Source organism: Pedobacter aquae (genome assembly GCF_008195825.1).
Classification (GTDB): Bacteria; Bacteroidota; Bacteroidia; order Sphingobacteriales; family Sphingobacteriaceae; genus Pseudopedobacter; species Pseudopedobacter aquae.
Genome location: NZ_CP043329.1, coordinates 2,080,323 through 2,098,430 on the forward strand (window position 1 = coordinate 2,080,323; position 18,108 = coordinate 2,098,430).

Annotated in this window: 19 protein-coding genes and 1 pseudogene; 10 read left to right on the forward strand and 10 right to left on the reverse strand. The window is 34.1% G+C overall.

Annotated elements, in window-relative coordinates; all coding sequences use genetic code 11:
• Positions 1 to 41 precede the first annotated feature (41 nt).
• Positions 42 to 995, reverse strand: coding sequence for a TIGR01212 family radical SAM protein (locus FYC62_RS09125; protein ID WP_039453360.1), 954 nt, complete (start codon positions 993 to 995; stop codon positions 42 to 44).
• 58 nt (positions 996 to 1,053) lie between these two features.
• Between FYC62_RS09125 and corA the strand changes: the two genes are divergently transcribed.
• The 5 genes from corA (at position 1,054) to FYC62_RS09145 (ending at position 7,985) form a co-directional block, all read left to right on the forward strand.
• The gene (gene corA / locus FYC62_RS09130) at positions 1,054 to 2,007 is read left to right on the forward strand and encodes a magnesium/cobalt transporter CorA (protein ID WP_149074710.1); all 954 of its coding nucleotides are present in this window, start codon (positions 1,054 to 1,056) and stop codon (positions 2,005 to 2,007) included.
• A gap of 27 nt (positions 2,008 to 2,034) precedes the next feature.
• Positions 2,035 to 2,205, forward strand: a complete 171-nt coding sequence (locus FYC62_RS17110) for a hypothetical protein (protein ID WP_168199419.1) — start codon at positions 2,035 to 2,037, stop codon at positions 2,203 to 2,205.
• Between the two features lie 80 nt (positions 2,206 to 2,285).
• Complete coding sequence (locus FYC62_RS09135; protein WP_149074711.1) at positions 2,286 to 3,119, forward strand: hypothetical protein; 834 nt, start codon at positions 2,286 to 2,288, stop codon at positions 3,117 to 3,119.
• Between the two features lie 148 nt (positions 3,120 to 3,267).
• Complete coding sequence (locus FYC62_RS09140; protein ID WP_149074712.1) at positions 3,268 to 6,633, forward strand: methylmalonyl-CoA mutase family protein; 3,366 nt, start codon at positions 3,268 to 3,270, stop codon at positions 6,631 to 6,633.
• Between the two features lie 122 nt (positions 6,634 to 6,755).
• Positions 6,756 to 7,985: a porin gene (locus FYC62_RS09145; protein WP_149074713.1), complete on the forward strand. Its 1,230-nt coding sequence runs from the start codon at positions 6,756 to 6,758 to the stop codon at positions 7,983 to 7,985.
• A gap of 71 nt (positions 7,986 to 8,056) precedes the next feature.
• Here the strand turns inward: FYC62_RS09145 and FYC62_RS09150 are convergent, their stop codons facing one another.
• The 4 genes from FYC62_RS09150 to FYC62_RS09165 all read right to left on the reverse strand — a co-directional run bounded on the left by FYC62_RS09150 (position 8,057) and on the right by FYC62_RS09165 (position 11,172).
• Positions 8,057 to 9,490 carry a Glu/Leu/Phe/Val family dehydrogenase gene (locus tag FYC62_RS09150; protein ID WP_149074714.1) on the reverse strand — a complete coding sequence of 478 codons (1,434 nt, stop codon included), beginning with the start codon at positions 9,488 to 9,490 and terminating at the stop codon, positions 8,057 to 8,059.
• Between the two features lie 140 nt (positions 9,491 to 9,630).
• Entirely contained in the window at positions 9,631 to 9,834 is a 204-nt protein-coding gene (locus FYC62_RS09155; protein ID WP_149074715.1) for a CcmD family protein, read from the reverse strand.
• The gene (gene ccsA, locus FYC62_RS09160; protein ID WP_039453345.1) at positions 9,834 to 10,499 is read right to left on the reverse strand and encodes a cytochrome c biogenesis protein CcsA; all 666 of its coding nucleotides are present in this window, start codon (positions 10,497 to 10,499) and stop codon (positions 9,834 to 9,836) included. Before ccsA ends, FYC62_RS09155 begins: the two co-directional genes overlap by 1 nt.
• Positions 10,500 to 10,512: 13 nt before the next feature.
• On the reverse strand, positions 10,513 to 11,172 hold the full coding sequence (locus tag FYC62_RS09165) for a heme exporter protein CcmB (RefSeq protein WP_149074716.1): 660 nt from the start codon (positions 11,170 to 11,172) through the stop codon (positions 10,513 to 10,515).
• Positions 11,173 to 11,250: 78 nt separating this feature from the next.
• Here FYC62_RS09165 and FYC62_RS09170 point away from each other — a divergent pair, with 78 nt between their 5' ends.
• Complete coding sequence (locus tag FYC62_RS09170; RefSeq protein WP_149074717.1) at positions 11,251 to 11,730, forward strand: methylated-DNA--[protein]-cysteine S-methyltransferase; 480 nt, start codon at positions 11,251 to 11,253, stop codon at positions 11,728 to 11,730.
• On the opposite strand, the gene FYC62_RS09175 is transcribed toward FYC62_RS09170, so the two are convergent.
• Genes FYC62_RS09175 through FYC62_RS09185 form a run of 3 tightly spaced genes read right to left on the reverse strand, consistent with a single transcriptional unit; the run spans position 11,717 to position 14,069 of the window.
• Positions 11,717 to 12,313, reverse strand: a complete 597-nt coding sequence (locus FYC62_RS09175; protein ID WP_149075895.1) for a riboflavin synthase — start codon at positions 12,311 to 12,313, stop codon at positions 11,717 to 11,719. The genes FYC62_RS09170 and FYC62_RS09175 overlap by 14 nt on opposite strands.
• 20 nt (positions 12,314 to 12,333) lie before the next feature.
• Positions 12,334 to 13,815: an acetyl-CoA carboxylase biotin carboxylase subunit gene (gene accC, locus FYC62_RS09180; RefSeq protein ID WP_149074718.1), complete on the reverse strand. Its 1,482-nt coding sequence runs from the start codon at positions 13,813 to 13,815 to the stop codon at positions 12,334 to 12,336.
• A 44-nt stretch (positions 13,816 to 13,859) separates the two neighbouring features.
• The gene (locus FYC62_RS09185; RefSeq protein WP_039453333.1) at positions 13,860 to 14,069 is read right to left on the reverse strand and encodes a hypothetical protein; all 210 of its coding nucleotides are present in this window, start codon (positions 14,067 to 14,069) and stop codon (positions 13,860 to 13,862) included.
• 57 nt (positions 14,070 to 14,126) lie between these two features.
• Here FYC62_RS09185 and FYC62_RS09190 point away from each other — a divergent pair, with 57 nt between their 5' ends.
• The 4 genes from FYC62_RS09190 (at position 14,127) to FYC62_RS09205 (ending at position 16,825) form a co-directional block, all read left to right on the forward strand.
• On the forward strand, positions 14,127 to 14,402 hold the full coding sequence (locus tag FYC62_RS09190) for a DUF6252 family protein (protein ID WP_262713590.1): 276 nt from the start codon (positions 14,127 to 14,129) through the stop codon (positions 14,400 to 14,402).
• A gap of 72 nt (positions 14,403 to 14,474) precedes the next feature.
• Complete coding sequence (locus FYC62_RS09195; RefSeq protein ID WP_149074719.1) at positions 14,475 to 14,975, forward strand: DUF6252 family protein; 501 nt, start codon at positions 14,475 to 14,477, stop codon at positions 14,973 to 14,975.
• Positions 14,976 to 15,049: 74 nt separating this feature from the next.
• Positions 15,050 to 15,556 carry a DUF6252 family protein gene (locus FYC62_RS09200; protein ID WP_039453324.1) on the forward strand — a complete coding sequence of 169 codons (507 nt, stop codon included), beginning with the start codon at positions 15,050 to 15,052 and terminating at the stop codon, positions 15,554 to 15,556.
• A 9-nt stretch (positions 15,557 to 15,565) separates the two neighbouring features.
• A complete protein-coding gene (locus FYC62_RS09205; protein ID WP_149074720.1) occupies positions 15,566 to 16,825 on the forward strand; it encodes a lipase family protein in 1,260 nt (419 codons plus the stop codon).
• Here FYC62_RS09205 and FYC62_RS09210 read toward each other — a convergent pair.
• Together FYC62_RS09210 and FYC62_RS09215 are read right to left on the reverse strand one after the other, a co-directional pair.
• Positions 16,810 to 16,950: pseudogene (locus tag FYC62_RS09210) on the reverse strand (biotin carboxylase N-terminal domain-containing protein); the annotation flags it as partial. The gene FYC62_RS09205 and the pseudogene FYC62_RS09210 overlap by 16 nt on opposite strands.
• A gap of 44 nt (positions 16,951 to 16,994) precedes the next feature.
• A complete protein-coding gene (locus tag FYC62_RS09215; RefSeq protein ID WP_149074721.1) occupies positions 16,995 to 18,065 on the reverse strand; it encodes a DNA topoisomerase IB in 1,071 nt (356 codons plus the stop codon).
• Positions 18,066 to 18,108 lie beyond the last annotated feature (43 nt).

Below are 18,108 nucleotides of genomic sequence, written 5' to 3' on the forward strand. Positions count from 1 at the left end.
CTATGAGAAATTTAGAGTCGCTGTTTGTGTTTTATATGCTTTTAGATAAGTATCTTTTGATATTTAGAACCTTGTACTACTCCTCTTCTTTCTATTTCGTTATCAATATAAGTTTGGATTTCAGATTTTTTTAAGCCCCATTTTGGTGCAATTAACATATCTAAATCTGAAATACCGAAAAGGCGTTGTATAATAATGTTTGGACGAACTAATGGTAATAACTCGCAAAGAAAATCAGTATACTCTTCCAAACTAAACAACTTAAAAGGTTCTTTTTTATATTTTACGCCCATAATAGAGCCTTCTACGATGTGTAAATGATGAAATTTAACGAAGTTTATCTGCGGGAAACGGTTTATCTCGTCGGCATATTTAAGCATCATATCCTTAGTTTCTCCGGGTAAACCAAAAATGGTGTGTACGCAAATATCTAGTTTAGAATTTTCAAGCAATTTCATGATATCTATAAACTCATCATGAGAGCAGCCGCGGTTAATTTGCGATAGGGTTTCGTTATAAATAGACTCCATTCCCATTTCTAAATCAACATCTAGCCTATCGGTATAACTTTCTAATAAAGCTATTTTTTCTGCGTCTAAACAATCGGGTCTTGTACCAACAGATAAGCCAACAACATCGGTCGTATCAACACTTAAAGCTTCGTCATACATGGTTTTTAAATAATGTGCCGGAGCGTAAGTATTGGTGTTTGGCTGAAAATAAATGATAAATTTTTCTGCCTTATAATGCTTTCTTGCTCGTTCCATCCCAAACTCTATTTGCTCTTTCATGGTAGCCATAGTTCTGGATGTTGGCGTAAAAGAATCTACATTGCAATAGGTACAGCCTCCGTAGCCTTTAGAGCCATCGCGGTTGGGGCAAGTAAAACCTCCATCAACAATAACTTTATACACACGTTTTACCTGATACTTCTCTTTTAAGTAAGCACTATAGTAATTATAATTTTTTTCGCCGAAAGCGAGAGATTTTTCCACTATTAAAAGATATTTTTGCAAAGATACGAAATGATAAAGCAATACAAATTGATGGCCAATGCTTAGAATCTATTATAAAAAAAATACCCGCCTTGCAAAAGAGACTGATGTAGAGCTTTTAAGGGAAATACCTATGGAGAGCTTGGTTTGGGTAGATTTGCAGAACCCTACAGTAGAAGAAAAAGTTACCATAGAAACTTATTTTGATATTAAATATTCATCAGAAGAAGAATCTCAGGAGATAGAAAGTTCATCACGCTTTAGCGAAATGGATAATGAAATCATCATTAACTCTAACTTCTTAGCCGTAAGGCAACATGGTTTTGATTATAGTCCGGTTTCTATTATCCTTGAAAAAGGCATTTTATTTACTTACCGTGATGATGATTTAAAAACTTTTGGAGAATCTGTAAAAAAGATAAAGGCCAATCCAACTTTATATATTAATGGTTTCCAGATACTTTCAACCATTTTAGAAACCTGTATAGACCAAGATGCAGATTTGATAGAGAATATTGCCAAAGTAATATCAGAACTAAATAAAAGCTTAAAAGCAACCAGTGAGAAAGTAGATGAAGAAGATTTATTAAAGATTTCATCGCTTCAGAACGATAATATGATGTTAAGGGAAAACATCATTGATAAGCAAAGAATGATTTCTGCTTTGATGAAATCCTCAACTTTTCCGCAAGAGTATATGGGGGTTTTAAGAATCATGATTAAAGATATCAGCTCCCTATTAGAGCATAATAAATTTGCTTTTGAACGATTAGAATATCTTCAAGATACTTTTATGGGTTTAATTAACATTGAGCAAAACCGTATCATCAAAATATTTACCGTTGCTACGGTTGCTTTTATGCCTCCTACCCTAATTGCCAGTATTTACGGTATGAATTTTAAAATTATGCCAGAACTTGATTGGGAGTATGGCTATCTATTAGCTATTACTTTAATGTTTGTTTCCTCTTTTGGCACTTTGATTTATTTTAAGAAGAAGAAGTGGCTTTAATTTTGCATGATAGTGTAAAAACTAAACATGAAAAATTTAAAGTCTGCTATAAGTGTATTTGTAATTTTTGCTTTTATACTTTCTAGTTGTGCCTATCAAACAGCTGGAAGAAGCGGTAAGGTACCTCCGGGACAAGCCAAGAAAATGACAGGTAGTAAATCTGCCAAACCTTTTGCGCCAGGGCAAAGAAAAAAATAATTTAATTTTTCTAGGATAATACAATAAGTGGTTTAAAAATTGTGTTTGTAAAAGCAACTCATACCCCAATTTATTATCTCATGAAAAATATTAGTCATTTCGTTAATTTTAAAGCCGCCAGCGCTTCTGTTTTGCAGTGGATAACGTCTATTTCTAAAGTTACAGAAGCAAAATCAGCATTTTGCGATACGCAAATAAAGCAAAACGCTAAAGAGAAACAACTTAACCTTGTTGCAGAAACAGACAGTAGTGAAGTTTATTCTAAACAGGTTAATCAAACTAATTTATTACCTGAAATTTTACAAGGTAATTTTTCTAACCAAATACACTATCCTATTTTTAATGCTCAGGAGATTTTAAAATCTGAAGATAATTTCAAACAGGTTTTAGATACTCAATTCATCATCATCAATTGTTCTTATGTAGATGAAAAAGGTATTAGATTAGATGCCTTAACTTCTAAAATTATGAATGAAGCTAAATGCCCAGTTTTATTCATTCCTGATGATGTACAAGAACCTAAACAGCTTAAAAGTATTGTTTATTGCACTGATATTAGGTTTACAGAAGTAAGATTTATGAGAGTTTTTGGACAAGTTGCGAAGCATTTAAACTGCGATTTAACCATAGCCCATGCTTCTGATAGCGGCATACCCGATTTAGATATTGAATACGGAAAGCAACTTTACCAAGACTGCTTTGCAGGCAGAGTAAGCGATTGTAAAATGAATCTCGAGAATTTAAGACGTTTAGATATTCAAAAATATCCAGACTTAATTCATGAATATTTGTTGGGCGATGTTTACAGTATGATTAACAAAAACCATTTATTAAAAGATGGAGATTATTTAGAATCAGTGGCTATTAAATTGGCAAGAATTGCTAAAAAACCAATATTGGTGATTAATAATTAAGATTTAAAACCTTTTTAGAATAGGGAGCTGATGAATATTAGCTCCCTATTTTTTTTGACCTTATCAATATCCATAAGATTATTACGAATTAAAAGCTTTGGTACATCATCAATTAGTTAAATTTGCTATGTAAAAACCTTTCAGCGTTATGCAAGAAATCTCCATTTATAAACCAAAAAATAAAATAAGATTTGTAACGGCAGCCTCACTATTTGATGGCCATGATGCTACTATCAATATCATGAGGAGGATTTTACAATCATCTGGAGCCGAGGTTATACATTTAGGGCATAACAGATCTGTTGAAGAGGTTGTAAACTGCGCTATACAGGAAGATGTGCAAGGCATCGCTTTAACATCATACCAAGGCGGGCATATAGAGTATTTTAAGTATATGTTTGATTTGCTTAAAGAAAAACAAGCAGGTCATATTAAAATTTTTGGTGGTGGCGGAGGCGTTATTTTGCAAGAGGAAATACAAGAGCTACATCAATATGGTATAGCTAAAATATTCTCTCCGGATGATGGCCGTACGATGGGTTTACAAGGCATGATAAACTATATGCTGGAGAGTTGCGATTTTAACCCGATTGACATTTATCATCCACAGTTATCAAATATAAAAAACAAAGATTTTCAAGAAATAGCTCGTTGTATAACACTTGCAGAAAATGACGCTCAAAAACATGAGGATTTTATTAAGGCCTTAAAAAATCTTAACGAAAAGGCCACACCTGTTTTAGGTATTACAGGAACAGGTGGTGCAGGAAAATCATCTTTAACAGATGAATTGGTAAGACGCTTTTTAACCTATACAGATAAGAGTTTAGCCATAATATCGGTAGATCCATCTAAAAGGAAAACCGGTGGTGCACTTTTGGGAGATCGTATCCGCATGAATGCCATAAATACGCCCAGAGTATATATGCGTTCTCTAGCCACCAGACAAGCAAATTTGGCGCTTTCTAAACATATTGAAGAGTCTATAGCTATTTGTAAAACTGCCGGTTTTGATATGATTATTGTAGAAACATCTGGCATTGGCCAATCTGATACCGCTATTACAGATTATGTGGATGTTTCTTTATATGTGATGACCCCCGAATTTGGTGCAGCAACCCAATTAGAAAAAATTGATATGCTTGACTTTGCAGATTTGGTGGCCATCAACAAATCAGACAAAAAGGGTGCACAAGATGCGATTAGAGATGTAAGAAAGCAATTTAAACGTAATCATCTGTTGTTTGAAACTCCGGATGAAGATTTACCCATCTTCACCACGATGGCATCTCAGTTTAATGACCCTGGAACCAACCAGCTATTTAAGGCCATCATCCATCAAATAGAAGCAAAAACAAGCTTAAATTTTAATATTAAAACTGATATTGCTACAGCAGATCATGAGAAAAATTATATCATCCCACCTCATAGAACCCGTTATTTAGCAGAAATAACAGAAGCAAATTTTGCTTATTCTGGTTGGGTTGTGCAGCAAGCAGGTATTGCTCAAAAGATGTATCAGGTTAAAGGAGCAGCAGATTTATCTTTACATTACAAACAAGAACAAGCTGCTGAGGCTTTAAAAGAGATTTATAATCACTTAGAAGAGCAACTAGACCCCTATTGTAAAACGCTATTAAAAGAATGGCCTCAAACACTAGAAAAATATCAGCAAGATGAATTTGTTTATCATGTTAGAGATAAAGAAATTAAACAGGCTTTAAAAACAGTTTCTTTATCGAAACTTAAAATTCCTAAAATTTCTTTGCCTAAATATGAAGCTTGGGGCGATGTTTTAAAATGGTTACTTACAGAAAATTTACCGGGCGAATTTCCTTATGCTGCGGGAGTTTTCCCTTTAAAAAGAGCAGGTGAAGATCCTACAAGAATGTTTGCTGGTGAAGGCGGACCAGAACGTACCAATAAAAGATTCCATTATGTTTCTTTAGGTCAGGATGCAAAAAGATTATCTACCGCGTTTGACTCGGTTACTTTATATGGCGAAGATCCACATATCAGACCCGATGTTTATGGCAAAATTGGAAACTCGGGTGTAAGTATTGCTACTTTAGATGATGCTAAGAAGCTCTACTCTGGCTTTAATTTGTGCGACCCTAGCACATCGGTATCCATGACGATTAACGGACCAGCGCCCATGCTTCTAGGTTTTTTTATGAATGCCGCTATTGATCAGCAATGTGAAATTTATATTAAAGAAAACGGTTTAGAAGCAGAGGTTAAAGCTAAAATACAAGCTATTTATCAAGCAAAAAAACAAGCAAGACCAGTTTACAACGGAGCTTTACCAGAAGGTAATAATGGGCTAGGCTTAATGCTTTTAGGAGTTACTGGAGATGAAGTTTTACCATCAGCTATCTATAACCAAATCAAAGAAAAAGCCATAGCAACGGTTAGAGGTACTGTACAAGCAGATATTTTAAAAGAAGACCAAGCCCAAAATACTTGTATTTTCTCTACAGAATTTGCTTTAAGGATGATGGGCGATATACAGCAATATTTCATAGACCAAAAGGTTAGGAATTTTTACTCTGTCTCTATATCTGGCTATCATATTGCTGAGGCTGGCGCAAACCCTATTACGCAATTAGCATTTACCCTAGCAAATGGTTTTACTTTTGTGGAGTATTACCTAAGTAGAGGGATGCATATTGATGATTTCGCTCCTAATTTATCTTTCTTTTTCTCTAATGGTATAGACCCAGAATATGCCGTGATAGGAAGAGTAGCCAGAAGAATTTGGGCTAAAGCTATCAAAGAGAAATATAAAGGGAATGATAGGTCTCAAAAATTAAAATATCATATTCAAACTTCCGGGAGGTCTTTACATGCCCAAGAGATAGATTTTAACGATATCAGAACTACACTACAAGCGCTTTATGCCATTTATGATAATTGCAACTCTTTACACACCAATGCTTATGACGAGGCTATTACCACACCTACCGAAGCATCTGTAAGAAGAGCTATGGCTATACAGCTCATCATCAACAAAGAATTGGGTTTAGCTAATAATGAAAATCCTTTACAAGGTGCTTTCATTATAGAAGAGCTAACCAATTTAGTGGAAGAAGCGGTATTGTTAGAATTAAACAGACTAAATGAGCGTGGTGGCGTACTAGGCGCTATGGAAACCATGTACCAAAGAAGCAAAATACAAGAAGAATCTTTACACTACGAAACGCTTAAACATAATGGAGATTTCCCCATTATTGGTGTAAATACATTTTTAAGTAAAGATGGCTCGCCTACGGTTGCACCAGGAGAAGTTATTAGAGCAACTACAGAAGAAAAAGAATATCAAATACAGGTTTTAGAAGCATTTAAGAAAAGAAATTTAGATAAAGCAAGTATAGAGCTTGAAGCTTTGAGGAAAACAGCCATCCAAAACGGCAATATATTTGAAAGCTTAATGGAGGCCACAAAATATTGCTCTTTAGGGCAATTATCACAAGCACTTTATGAAGTTGGTGGGCAATATAGAAGAAATATGTAGGTTTTCGTCCCTAACGTTAATTTAATATTAACAAATCATTAACTTTTCAATTTGATTAAGCTATTGTTATCATAATATTAATTTTGCATCGATTTTAATATTTATTTAACAATTAATTATCCATGTATTTAAAACCTGTTAATGTATTAAGTAGCTTTTTATTATTTGCAATTCTAACTTTTACCCATTTATCTCAGGCCCAAACTAAAGATACTTTAGTGTTGAAACCTAAAGCATCAATAGAAAAATGGTACGATAAACTTGCTATTAGAGGTTATGCACAATTAAGGTATAACGGATTGATAGAAAGTAACCCGAACTTAAAATGCGAACAATGTGATAGATCTTGGGGCGATGGAGGAGATTTTTTCATAAGACGAATAAGATTAATATTTTTTGGACAAATAAGTGAAAAAGTATATCTATATATTCAACCAGATTTTGCGAGTGCAACTGGCAATTCATTAAATTTTGGACAAATTAGAGATGCTTATGTTGATGTAGGTTTAGATAAAGATAATGAGTTTAGATTTAGATTTGGGCAAAGTAAAATACCTTATGGTTTTGAGAACATGCAATCTAGCCAGAACAGATTAACATTAGACCGTAACGATGCTATTAACAGCGCAGCAGCTAATGAACGTGACTTAGGTTTATTCTTTTATTGGGCACCAAAAGAAATTAGACAAAGATTTTCAACTTTAGTTAAACAAGGTTTAAAAGGCTCTGGAGATTATGGAGTTTTTGGTTTTGGCGCCTATAATGGCCAAACCGCTAACAGACCAGACCTAAACAATAAACAACATTTAATAGCTCGTTTATCTTACCCTTTTCTATTTGGCAAACAGTTTATAGAACCTGGTATACAAGCTTATACTGGCAAATATGTAATGGCAGCAGACCAATTAAGTTCTGGTGTTAAAACCAATGCCAGCAAAAACTATTTAGACCAAAGAATTGCAGCAACTTTAGTAGTTTACCCGCAACCATTTGGTGTACAAGCAGAATATAATATTGGTAAAGGACCAGAGTTTAACAAACAAACAGATTCTATTGAAGTCAAATCCTTAAACGGAGGTTATGTAATGTTTAATTATATGGCTAAAATCAACAATCAATTATTATATCCTTTTGTTAAGGCCCAATATTATGATGGAGGGAAGAAACACGAAAGAGATGCCCGTAGTTATTTAGTTAAAGAACTAGAAATTGGGGCAGAATGGGAACCTAACAAATTCTTAGAATTAGTGGTTAACTATACTTTTTCTTCCAGAAGATTTGAAGATTTTGCACTTCAAGATAACTTACAAAGAGGGAGCTTACTGAGAATACAGGCACAAGTTAATTTTTAGGCCTTAGAAACAAAAGCATAAAAAAGCTATTGGAGATTCCAATAGCTTTTTTTGTACAACTAAGGTTTAGACTAAGGCCAAATACCCATATTCATATAAGAAACGGCTATTTTATCTACAGCAGCAACAAAAGCGGCTGTTCTTAAACTACCTGTATTTTTTACATTTTTAATTTCTCTTATTTCATGATAAGATCTTACCATGGTATCCTCAAGGCCAGAGTTTACCAATTCTAATTCAGACGGACCTTTCGCTATCATAGCTCTTTGCTGAGGGGTTAAAGTAACTCCGGTAGTGCTTTCTATCATGCTTAAGATATTCAGGTTATTCGTCTCATCGTATCTTCTATCCATTCTACCAAAAGCTACATGAGATAAGTTTTTCAACCACTCGAAATAAGAAACTGTAACCCCACCTGCGTTGGCATACATATCAGGAATAATCATCCCACCATTTTTAATAAAGAAATCTGCAGCATCTGGCGTAGTTGGACCATTAGCACCTTCTGCAATAATTTTAGCTTTTATTCTGGCTACGTTAGCCATAGTGATTTGATTCTCTAAAGCTGCTGGCACCAATATATCGCAGTCTTGCTCTAAGCCTTCGGCAGAGTTTTTAAATTCTGAGGTAGCTTTAGCATAACCCAGAATACTGCCTGTTTCTTTTCTATGCTTTACCACATCGTTAACATCTAAACCATTGACATTATAAATAGCACCATCAAACTCGCAGATACCTACAATGATACCGCCTTCTTCGCTCAAAAATTTTGCAGCATGGAAACCCACATTTCCTAAACCTTGTACAATGATACGTTTCCCATTAATACCTGCTGTTAAGCCTAATGCTTTCATATCTTCTGCAACAGAAACACATTCTCTAACAGCATAAGCCACACCTCTTCCTGTTGCCTCTCTTCTACCAGCAATACCATGTAAAGCAATTGGTTTACCTGTAACACAACCCAAAGCATCTAAAGAGCCTGGATTCATGGTTAAATAGGTATCAGCAATCCAAGACATTTCACGCTCTCCGGTACCGTAATCTGGTGCTGGCACATCTATACCAGGGCCTATAAAGTTTTTCTTAATAAGCTCTACGGTATAACGTCTGGTAATATTTTCAAGCTCTGCCGCAGTATAGTTTCTTGGATTAATTTTGATACCACCTTTAGCACCACCAAAAGGAACATTAACAATAGCACATTTATATGTCATTAAAGCTGCAAGAGCCATAACTTCATCTTCATTTACAATATCGCTATACCTGATACCTCCTTTAGTAGGTAGCATATGGTGCGAATGTTGTACACGCCATGCATGAATAATTTCAAAACTATTTCCTTTTTTTATTGGAAATTGAAGATGATAAACACTATTACATGCTTTAATTTGCTCTAATAAACCTTTATCGTGATTGGTAAATGCTGCCGCCTGGTCTACATACTGGCATACATCATTAAAAAAATGGTAGTCATCAAAAATAACCTCTCCTGCTTTGGTCATAGTAGTAATTTTTATGGTTTATAAAAAATTTTATACAAGTTGAGAGATTTTTTTGTCATCTCCAAATTGATAAAACCTTAGTGTTTTAACCACACAGGGGCATTTTTGTTTTAAATGTTTGTTTTTAAGGTAGATGAAGCTTATTTATTTTTTTCAATTTTTTTTAATCTTCTATCGATAGAAAATAGATAAAAAAACAAGCCGATAAATAATACCGCTATTACAGCTACTACTACGTAAATTTTACCAGAAGAACGCATGGTTTCTGCCATCTCAACTGACTGTGCTTGTGCAAATTGTACAACCAAAAAGAGTATTGCTGTTAAAGAGAAAAATCTTTTCATTATTGAATTTGATTATTTTTATTTTCTATGACTCTAATTCTAAAACGTATGGTCATGATCCAGGTAGCTACTAAAATCCATCCTAATACGGCAGGATAAAAAACATAGCGCATATTACTATCTAAATCATAAGCACCAAAACCTGGGTTTCCACCGTTACCGGGATGTAAAGAATCTGTTAATCGTGGTAACACAAAAATAAGTACTACCATGATGGGGAAAGCAAATATGTTATAAATAGCAGAAATTTTTGCCCTCTTTTGCTCTTCATCAATAGAGCCTCTTAAGATGATGTAAGCTAAATACATTAACGTAGCAATAGCAGAACCATTTAATTTTGGATCATTTGGCCAAGGTGCGCCCCAAGTAAAGTTTGCCCAAATCATACCGGTACCTAAACCTAAAAAACCGAAGATAATACCTGTATTTACACTTTCTACAGCAATTAAATCATCGTTTTCTTTTCCTGAACCCAAATACTTGATACTGTAAATTACAGAAACTAGGTAAATAATAATCATGGCAAACCACATAGGTACATGATAATATAGGTTTCTGATACTTTCATGTAAGATTGGAAGCGCCGGAACATCTATCAATAAACCTCCGGTAACGGAGAATAATACTAAGATTACAGACAATACTTTCCACCAATTTTTATACATCATTGCTTAAAAATTAATCTCGCCAAAGGTAAGGAAATAGTAATAAAGAAACAGCAATTACTACGATATTAATGAGGCATAAAACGCCAATTTCATCATAAGAAACTGAAGGATCTAAGCCATCCATGGCATTTTTAGAAAGCTTAATAATCAGCATCAATAACGGGATAATAACTGGGAAACTTAATATAGCCATTAAAGTACCATTATTACCCGCTTTAGAGGCTATGGCAGATATCATGGTAAAAACCGTTGAGAAACTGATACTACCCAATAAAACTGCTATTAAATACAATCCTAAATTGGCAACTGCATTCTGAAAAACAATTTGATAAGCCAAAAAAGCGATGGCAGACATAATCATCATCAACAAAATATTATAAATAATTTTAGAGATGATGATGGCCTGCGGACTAGCGATGGTGTAATAATATAATAAGCGGCCTTTACTTTCTTGCATAAAACTTTTTGCAATGGCATTGATAGCAGCAAAAAGTAAAATAATCCAGAAAAGCGCATTCCAAACTAAAGGCGGAGTAGTTTTAAACGATAAATAACAAACAAAAACGGTAGAGATAACATACAGCAAAATACCATTGAAGGCATATTTAGAGCGCCATTCTAATAAAATCTCTTTGTACAATAAACTCTTTACTTGTTTAATTAATATCATGCAGCTGCAAAGATAGTAAAAGCTCATATATAAGCTCAACATCGGTGTAAAGCCTTATATTTTTATGATATTTGATTGATGAATGTACAAAGTATGGAAAGTCCATTAGGCTTCGTTATTATTAAAGAAGAAGACCAAGCTATTTGTGAAATTAGTTTTGCAGATGTACCAGAGGAAAATGGTACTAAAACAGATGTTTTAACCTTGGCTTTAACAGAACTTCAACAATATCTTGATGGAGATTTAAAAAGCTTCACCTTCCCTATCAAACAAAGCGGCACAGTTTTTCAACAACAAGTTTGGAGTACCTTGCAAGAACTCAATTTTGCAGAAGTTATCTCTTACACCACTTTAGCTATCCGGATGCAGAATTTACTAGCCATAAGAGCCATTGCAGCTGCCAATGGTAAAAACAAAATCATGATTGCAGTACCCTGCCACCGAGTAGTAGGCATGGCTGGCGAACTTACCGGCTATGCTGGTGGTGTATGGCGCAAACAATGGTTGCTAGAACATGAAGCTAAAATTGCAGGAATAGGACAAACTAAACTGTTTTAGTATTCCTCATTAAACGAGCAACATATTTACCAATGATATCAAATTCTAGATTTACCATATCGCCAGGTTTTACGCTTTGTAGGTTGGTATGCTCGTAGGTATATGGAATTATAGCAACAGAAAACTGCCCAGGTTTAGAATTTACAACGGTTAAACTTATCCCGTTTATGCAGATAGAACCTTTTTCTACCGTAACATTTCCTTTATCTTCATTGTAGCTAAAAGTATAAAACCAACTACCTTCTTGTTCTTCTAAGCCCATACAAATACCCGTTTGGTCTACATGGCCTTGTACAATATGTCCATCTAACCTACCATTCATTTGCATGCAGCGTTCTAGGTTTACCAAACTTCCTTCTTGTATACTTCCCAGATTGGTTTTTTGTAAGGTTTCATAAATAGCGGTTACAGTGTGGCTTTCCTCATCTTGCGAAACCACTGTTAAACAAATGCCATTATGTGCAACAGATTGGTCTATTTTTAAATCTTTACTTATCGTAGAAGATACGGTAATGTGTAAGTTTTCTTGCTCTTTTCTTAAGCTTGTAACAGTTCCTAAAGTTTCTATAATACCTGTAAACATGTATTGTTTTATTTGTTGAATTACCAATTTCTTCTATTTCTTAACCAGTTTGAAGTTTGCTGCCCTGCCGCAACTAAATTTTGAATGCTTGATTTTGTAAACAGTCTATAAGCTAAAATTGCAGCTATTCTTTCTTCCTCGTTATTTTGCTGTTTCAATACATCTGGTTTAAAATATTTAGCTACAAAATGCGTATCAAAATTTCCTGATATAAAAGCTTCATGCTGCATGACAAAGCTACCAAAAGGCAGGGTAGTTTCAATACCACTTATTTGATATTCTTCAATTGCCCTTAACATTCTTTCTATAGCTTCTTCCCTATTTTTTCCGTAAGTAACCAATTTAGCTATCATTGGGTCGTAGTAAATAGGTATTTCCATGCCTTGCTCAAAACCATCATCAACCCTTACACCAATACCTTTAGGTGTTTTATAAGTTTTTAGTGTACCAATATCTGGCAAGAAATTATTGGCAGGGTCTTCTGCATAAACTCTTAACTCTATGGCGTGGCCTCTGATACTTAAATCATCCTGAGAAAAAGAAAGTACTTCGCCTCTGGCAATTTTTATTTGCTCTTTCACTAAATCAACTCCGGTAATCATTTCCGTTACCGGATGTTCTACCTGCAAGCGGGTGTTCATCTCTAGAAAAAAGAAATTCTTATCGGCATCTAAAATAAACTCTACCGTACCAGCACCTGTATAGTTTACAGAGCGAGCTACATCTACCGCACATTTTCCCATTTTAGCTCTAGTTGCCTCGTCTAAAACAGCAGAAGGCGCTTCCTCAACCACTTTTTGGTGGCGACGTTGTACAGAACATTCGCGTTCGAAAAGATGAACAATATTTCCATGCTGATCTCCTAAAACCTGAATTTCTATATGCCTAGGTGATGTTACATACTTTTCTATAAAAACAGCACCATCTCCAAAAGCAGATTCTGCTTCGGAAATAGCCAATTTCATTTGCTCTTCAAAATCTTCTACCTGATGTACCAAACGCATACCTTTACCACCGCCACCGGCAGCAGCTTTTATGAGAACGGGAAAGCCAATACTTGTTGCCCTTTCTTTGGCCTGCTCTATATTGGTGATAGCTTCTTCTGTGCCAGGAACCAAAGGAATTTGATATTTTAATGCAGCCGCTTTCGCTGATAATTTATTACCCATAATTTCCATGGCTTCTGGCGATGGACCTATCAGGATGATACCTGCCGCTTTTACTTTTCTAGCAAAATCTGGATTTTCTGATAAAAAACCGTAACCCGGATGAATGGCTTCTGCACCTGTTAGCTTACAAGCATCAATTACCTTTTGAATATTTAAATAAGATGCTGTAGAAGCAGCTTCGCCAAGACAAATAGCTTCATCTGCATAGCGTACATGTAAGGCATTTCTATCTGCCTCAGAAAAAACTGCAACAGTTTTAATACCCATCTCCTTTGCAGAGCGCATAATTCTGAGCGCTATTTCGCCCCTATTAGCAACCAATATTTTTTTCATATGGCTTAAATTATCTCAACAAAATACGCATTTATGAAGATAACCTAACTAAGCACCGACATGTTTTCTGAATCTAAGATTTTTACTAATAATTTTTCTTCGGGGAGAAGACTATCTTCTAAATCTTCATCAATATCATACTCGTATAAGGTGCCATTTTCATAGCTGTGTAGCACAATAGGGTGTATATAATATTTCTTACACACCGTACGGGTATTACCTAATTTACGGGCAAAAAGAAAACAGAATGTCATTTATATGATAATGAGGAATGATTTATAAACGCTAGAAATATAAATTCAAGAGAGGTAATTACTATTGGTATTTACACATCGGGGGTTAAAATCAAAGTAGGTTTTTACAACTTAAATCAGATTCAAATTATGAGTGCCAAATTTGACGAATTAATTCCGGGAGAAGACTTTAGGACAGGAAATGGCTATGAAGGTGTTTTAGAGATTAAAAGCATTGATACAGTTAATAGAAGAATGACAGGTACTTTTTATTTTGATCCTTACAATGAAAAAACTAAACAAACTGTGAAAATTACCTCTGGCACATTTAATCTTAAATACGTAAACTTTTAATTAGGAGCTTTTTATTTTAAATTATATATCTTTAATTTCATTTATACTATATACAATTAAAAAACTAACCATATGAAAAATCTAATCAAGCTAATTACTTGTTTGCCAGTCATCATTTTTTTATCTGCAGCATCTTGCAAAAAAGACGAAATAGATGCAGGTTTTACCTGTAAAGTAAACGGAGAAAGATGGAGACCTTTTGCTAATGATTTTAAACTACAGGAAACAGAATGTCATCTTACAAATAATAATGAGGAATTGTTTATCTACGCAAGAAATACTAGTAGAAATGAGGCTATCGGATTTGGTGTTTTTACTAAAGGCACAAAAATAAAAGTAGGCAAATATAATTTAGACCAAAAACAGATTATGAGGGGTTTCTTTGACGAAAGAATACCCGGTGAGGACTTTAGGACTGGTAATGGATACGTGGGTATTTTAGATATAATTACTATCGATGAAACTAATAAAAGAATGACTGGTACTTTCTTTTATGACGCTTATAATGAAAAAACTAAACAAACTGTAAAAATTACCTCTGGCACATTTAATCTTAAATACGTAAACTTTTAATTAGTAGCTTTTTATTTTAAATTATATATATCTTTAATTTCATTTATACTATATACAATTAAAAAACTAACCATATGAAAAATCTAATCAAGCTAATTACTTGTTTGCCAGTCATCATTTTTTTATCTGCAGCATCTTGCAAAAAAGATGAAATAGACACAGGCTTTACCTGTAAAGTAAATGGTGAAAGATGGCGACCTTTTGCTAATGATTTTAAATTACAGGAAACGGAATGTCATCTTACAAATAATGGGGAAACTTTATTTATTAAAGCAAGAAATACCAATAGTAGAGAGCATTTGGGAATATTAGTTTCAACTCCAGGAATCTTAATTTCTACAAAATATTATACAATTAATAGTAATATGTTTTTGAGTGGTACTTATGATTCAAATAGTTCAGGACCTGGCGATTATTTTCAAACAAACTCTAGTTATACTGGACAAGTAGAGATTAAAAGCATTGATACTGTTAATAAAAGAATGACTGGCACTTTCTTTTATGACGCTTATAATGAAAAAACTAAACAAACTGTGAAAATTACCTCTGGCACATTTAATCTTAAATACGTAAACTTTTAACCAAAACCTATGAAGAAAATTTACATTAAAAAAGCAGTTTTAACTGCTTTAATTTCTTGTTATGCATTATTTAGTGCAATAGCACAAACCCAAACCTATCAGCAAGAAGCAGATCAGGTTTTATTAAATCTTAATAAAGTAGAAGTAACAACAGGCATATTATATGACCGTGTTTTCCCTTTAGCTAACTTGCAAAATTTTCAAGGATTAGTTACCGATGACACAACTAATACCGAACATTTTCATCAAGCTTATTATGAACTTTATAATGCAATGTTGAATAACAACGGCTATCAAACGCCTGAAGCATTAAACAATTATCTGATTAATCATGATCAGCAAAATGAGCATAATATAGGTTTAATGATGTTTAATTATAATTATTTAGACACTAATGCTATAAAAAATAATCAGCTTTATTCTTCTGGTGGTTTATTATATGATAATAGTAACCGAAGCACCTCTCCTTGGTTGCAAAAAACTTTTTTTATTGCCACCCCACTATTACCTGCCGAAAGTGTAATAAAAACAGGAGAACATACCTTTAATTTTGACCCCAATTTAATCCTTAGTAATACTCCTGTAAATATTGCAAGCATCACTGTAAATTTTGATGATGGCTATGGCGATCAACAACTTTATTCTAACGGAGGCGGATCAGGGGGGCTTCAAACTTTTAGCATTTTTAGTAAAGTTGCTCGCTTTTTAACTAGTAGAACATTTTTAGTAAGGCTCACAGTAGTTTTAACTAATGGACAAATCTATAAATCAATTAGCACAGTAAGGGCTAAAAAAGAAGAACCTTTTAAAACAATTATAGATGGATGCAATGGTGGCGAGGAAATAAATATTACTGGTTTACCTATTAATGCAAGCCAATATGGTGGGGGATTAGAAAATGCCGAAGGTAAAGCTTATATATTTTACTCAAATGCCAACTGTGGTACTGGTAAAATTAGTAAACCTATAATTTTTCTGGATGGTTTTGACCCATCAAATGATAGAGGTGTTCAACAAATTTATGATGAATATGTAAATACAGAAATCATCTTTAATAACCAGCAAGTAAAATTAGGTGATAAATTAAGAGCAGACGGTTATGATATTATAATTTTTGATTACAAAGATGGTGGAGATTTTATTGAGAAAAATGCGATGGCTGTCATTAGTCTTTTGCAACAACTACAATTTAATTTTGGTACAAACACTAAAGAAGATTATGTTCTTATTGGGCCAAGTATGGGGGCATTAGTAGCTTCATCTGCATAGCGTACATGTAAGGCGTTTCTATCTGCTTCAGAAAAAACTGCAACAGTTTTAATTCCCATCTCTTTAGCAGAGCGCATAATTCTGAGCGCTATTTCGCCCCTATTAGCAACCAATATTTTTTTCATATGGCTTAAATTATCTCAACAAAATACGCATTTATGAAGATAACCTAACTAAGCACCGACATGTTTTCTGAATCTAAGATTTTTACTAATAATTTTTCTTCGGGGAGAAGACTATCTTCTAAATCTTCATCAATATCATACTCGTATAAGGTGCCATTTTCATAGCTGTGTAGCACAATAGGGTGTATATAATATTTCTTACACACCGTACGGGTATTACCTAATTTACGGGCAACCTCATCAATAGCTTGTATAATATTCTTTTTACTTATTTGCTCTTTATCAGCTTTTTCCATCTGCTTTAAGGTACATAAAGCATGTACACTACCAGCCCAAGTTCTAAAATCTTTAGCTGTAAAATCTTCTCCGGTTATGCTTTTAAGGTATTGGTTTACATCACCAGACTCAACACTATAATGTTTTCCTTCATCATCATAATATTGAAATAATTCTTTACCGGGGATATCTTTACATCTTTTTACTAAAGCCGCAAGTTTTCTACTTTGTAAATTGATATGGTGCTGAACCCCTTTTTTACCTTTAAAGATGAAATTAACTTCGCTACCTTTAAATTTCACATGCTTATCTCTTAAAGTAGTAAGACCAAAAGAGCCATAGAGCTTACTATACTCGGCATTTCCTATCCTGATATGCGTTAGCTCAATCAGTTTAACAACTAAAGCCAATACTTTTTCAAAAGGTAATCCTTTCCTATTTAAATCTATTTCTACTTGTTTCCTGATGCCGGGTAACGCCTCTGCAAACCTTCTTAAACGGTAAAATTTAGCTTCATTTCTTATTTTATTCCAATCTGGATGATAACGATATTGTTTTCTGCCTTTAGCATCTACACCAGTAAATTGCAGGTGTGTATTTTCTGCTGGAGAAATCCAAACATCTTCATAAGCAGGCGGAATAACAAGTTTTTTAAACCTTTCTAGCAGATTCTTATCTGTAACTTTTTGGCCATCCCAATCTTTAAAAGCGAAACCATTTTTTGTTCTTAACCTAATATAGCCCGCTTGTTGGTTGTTTACATAACGTAAGCCTACGGCTTTAGCTGTAATTTTTGGGTCGAGGCCAATTTTCTCTAGACGCTGTAGTTTTCTATTCATGTTCTTTACAAAAACATTGAATATCATGCCACTAATATTTAAT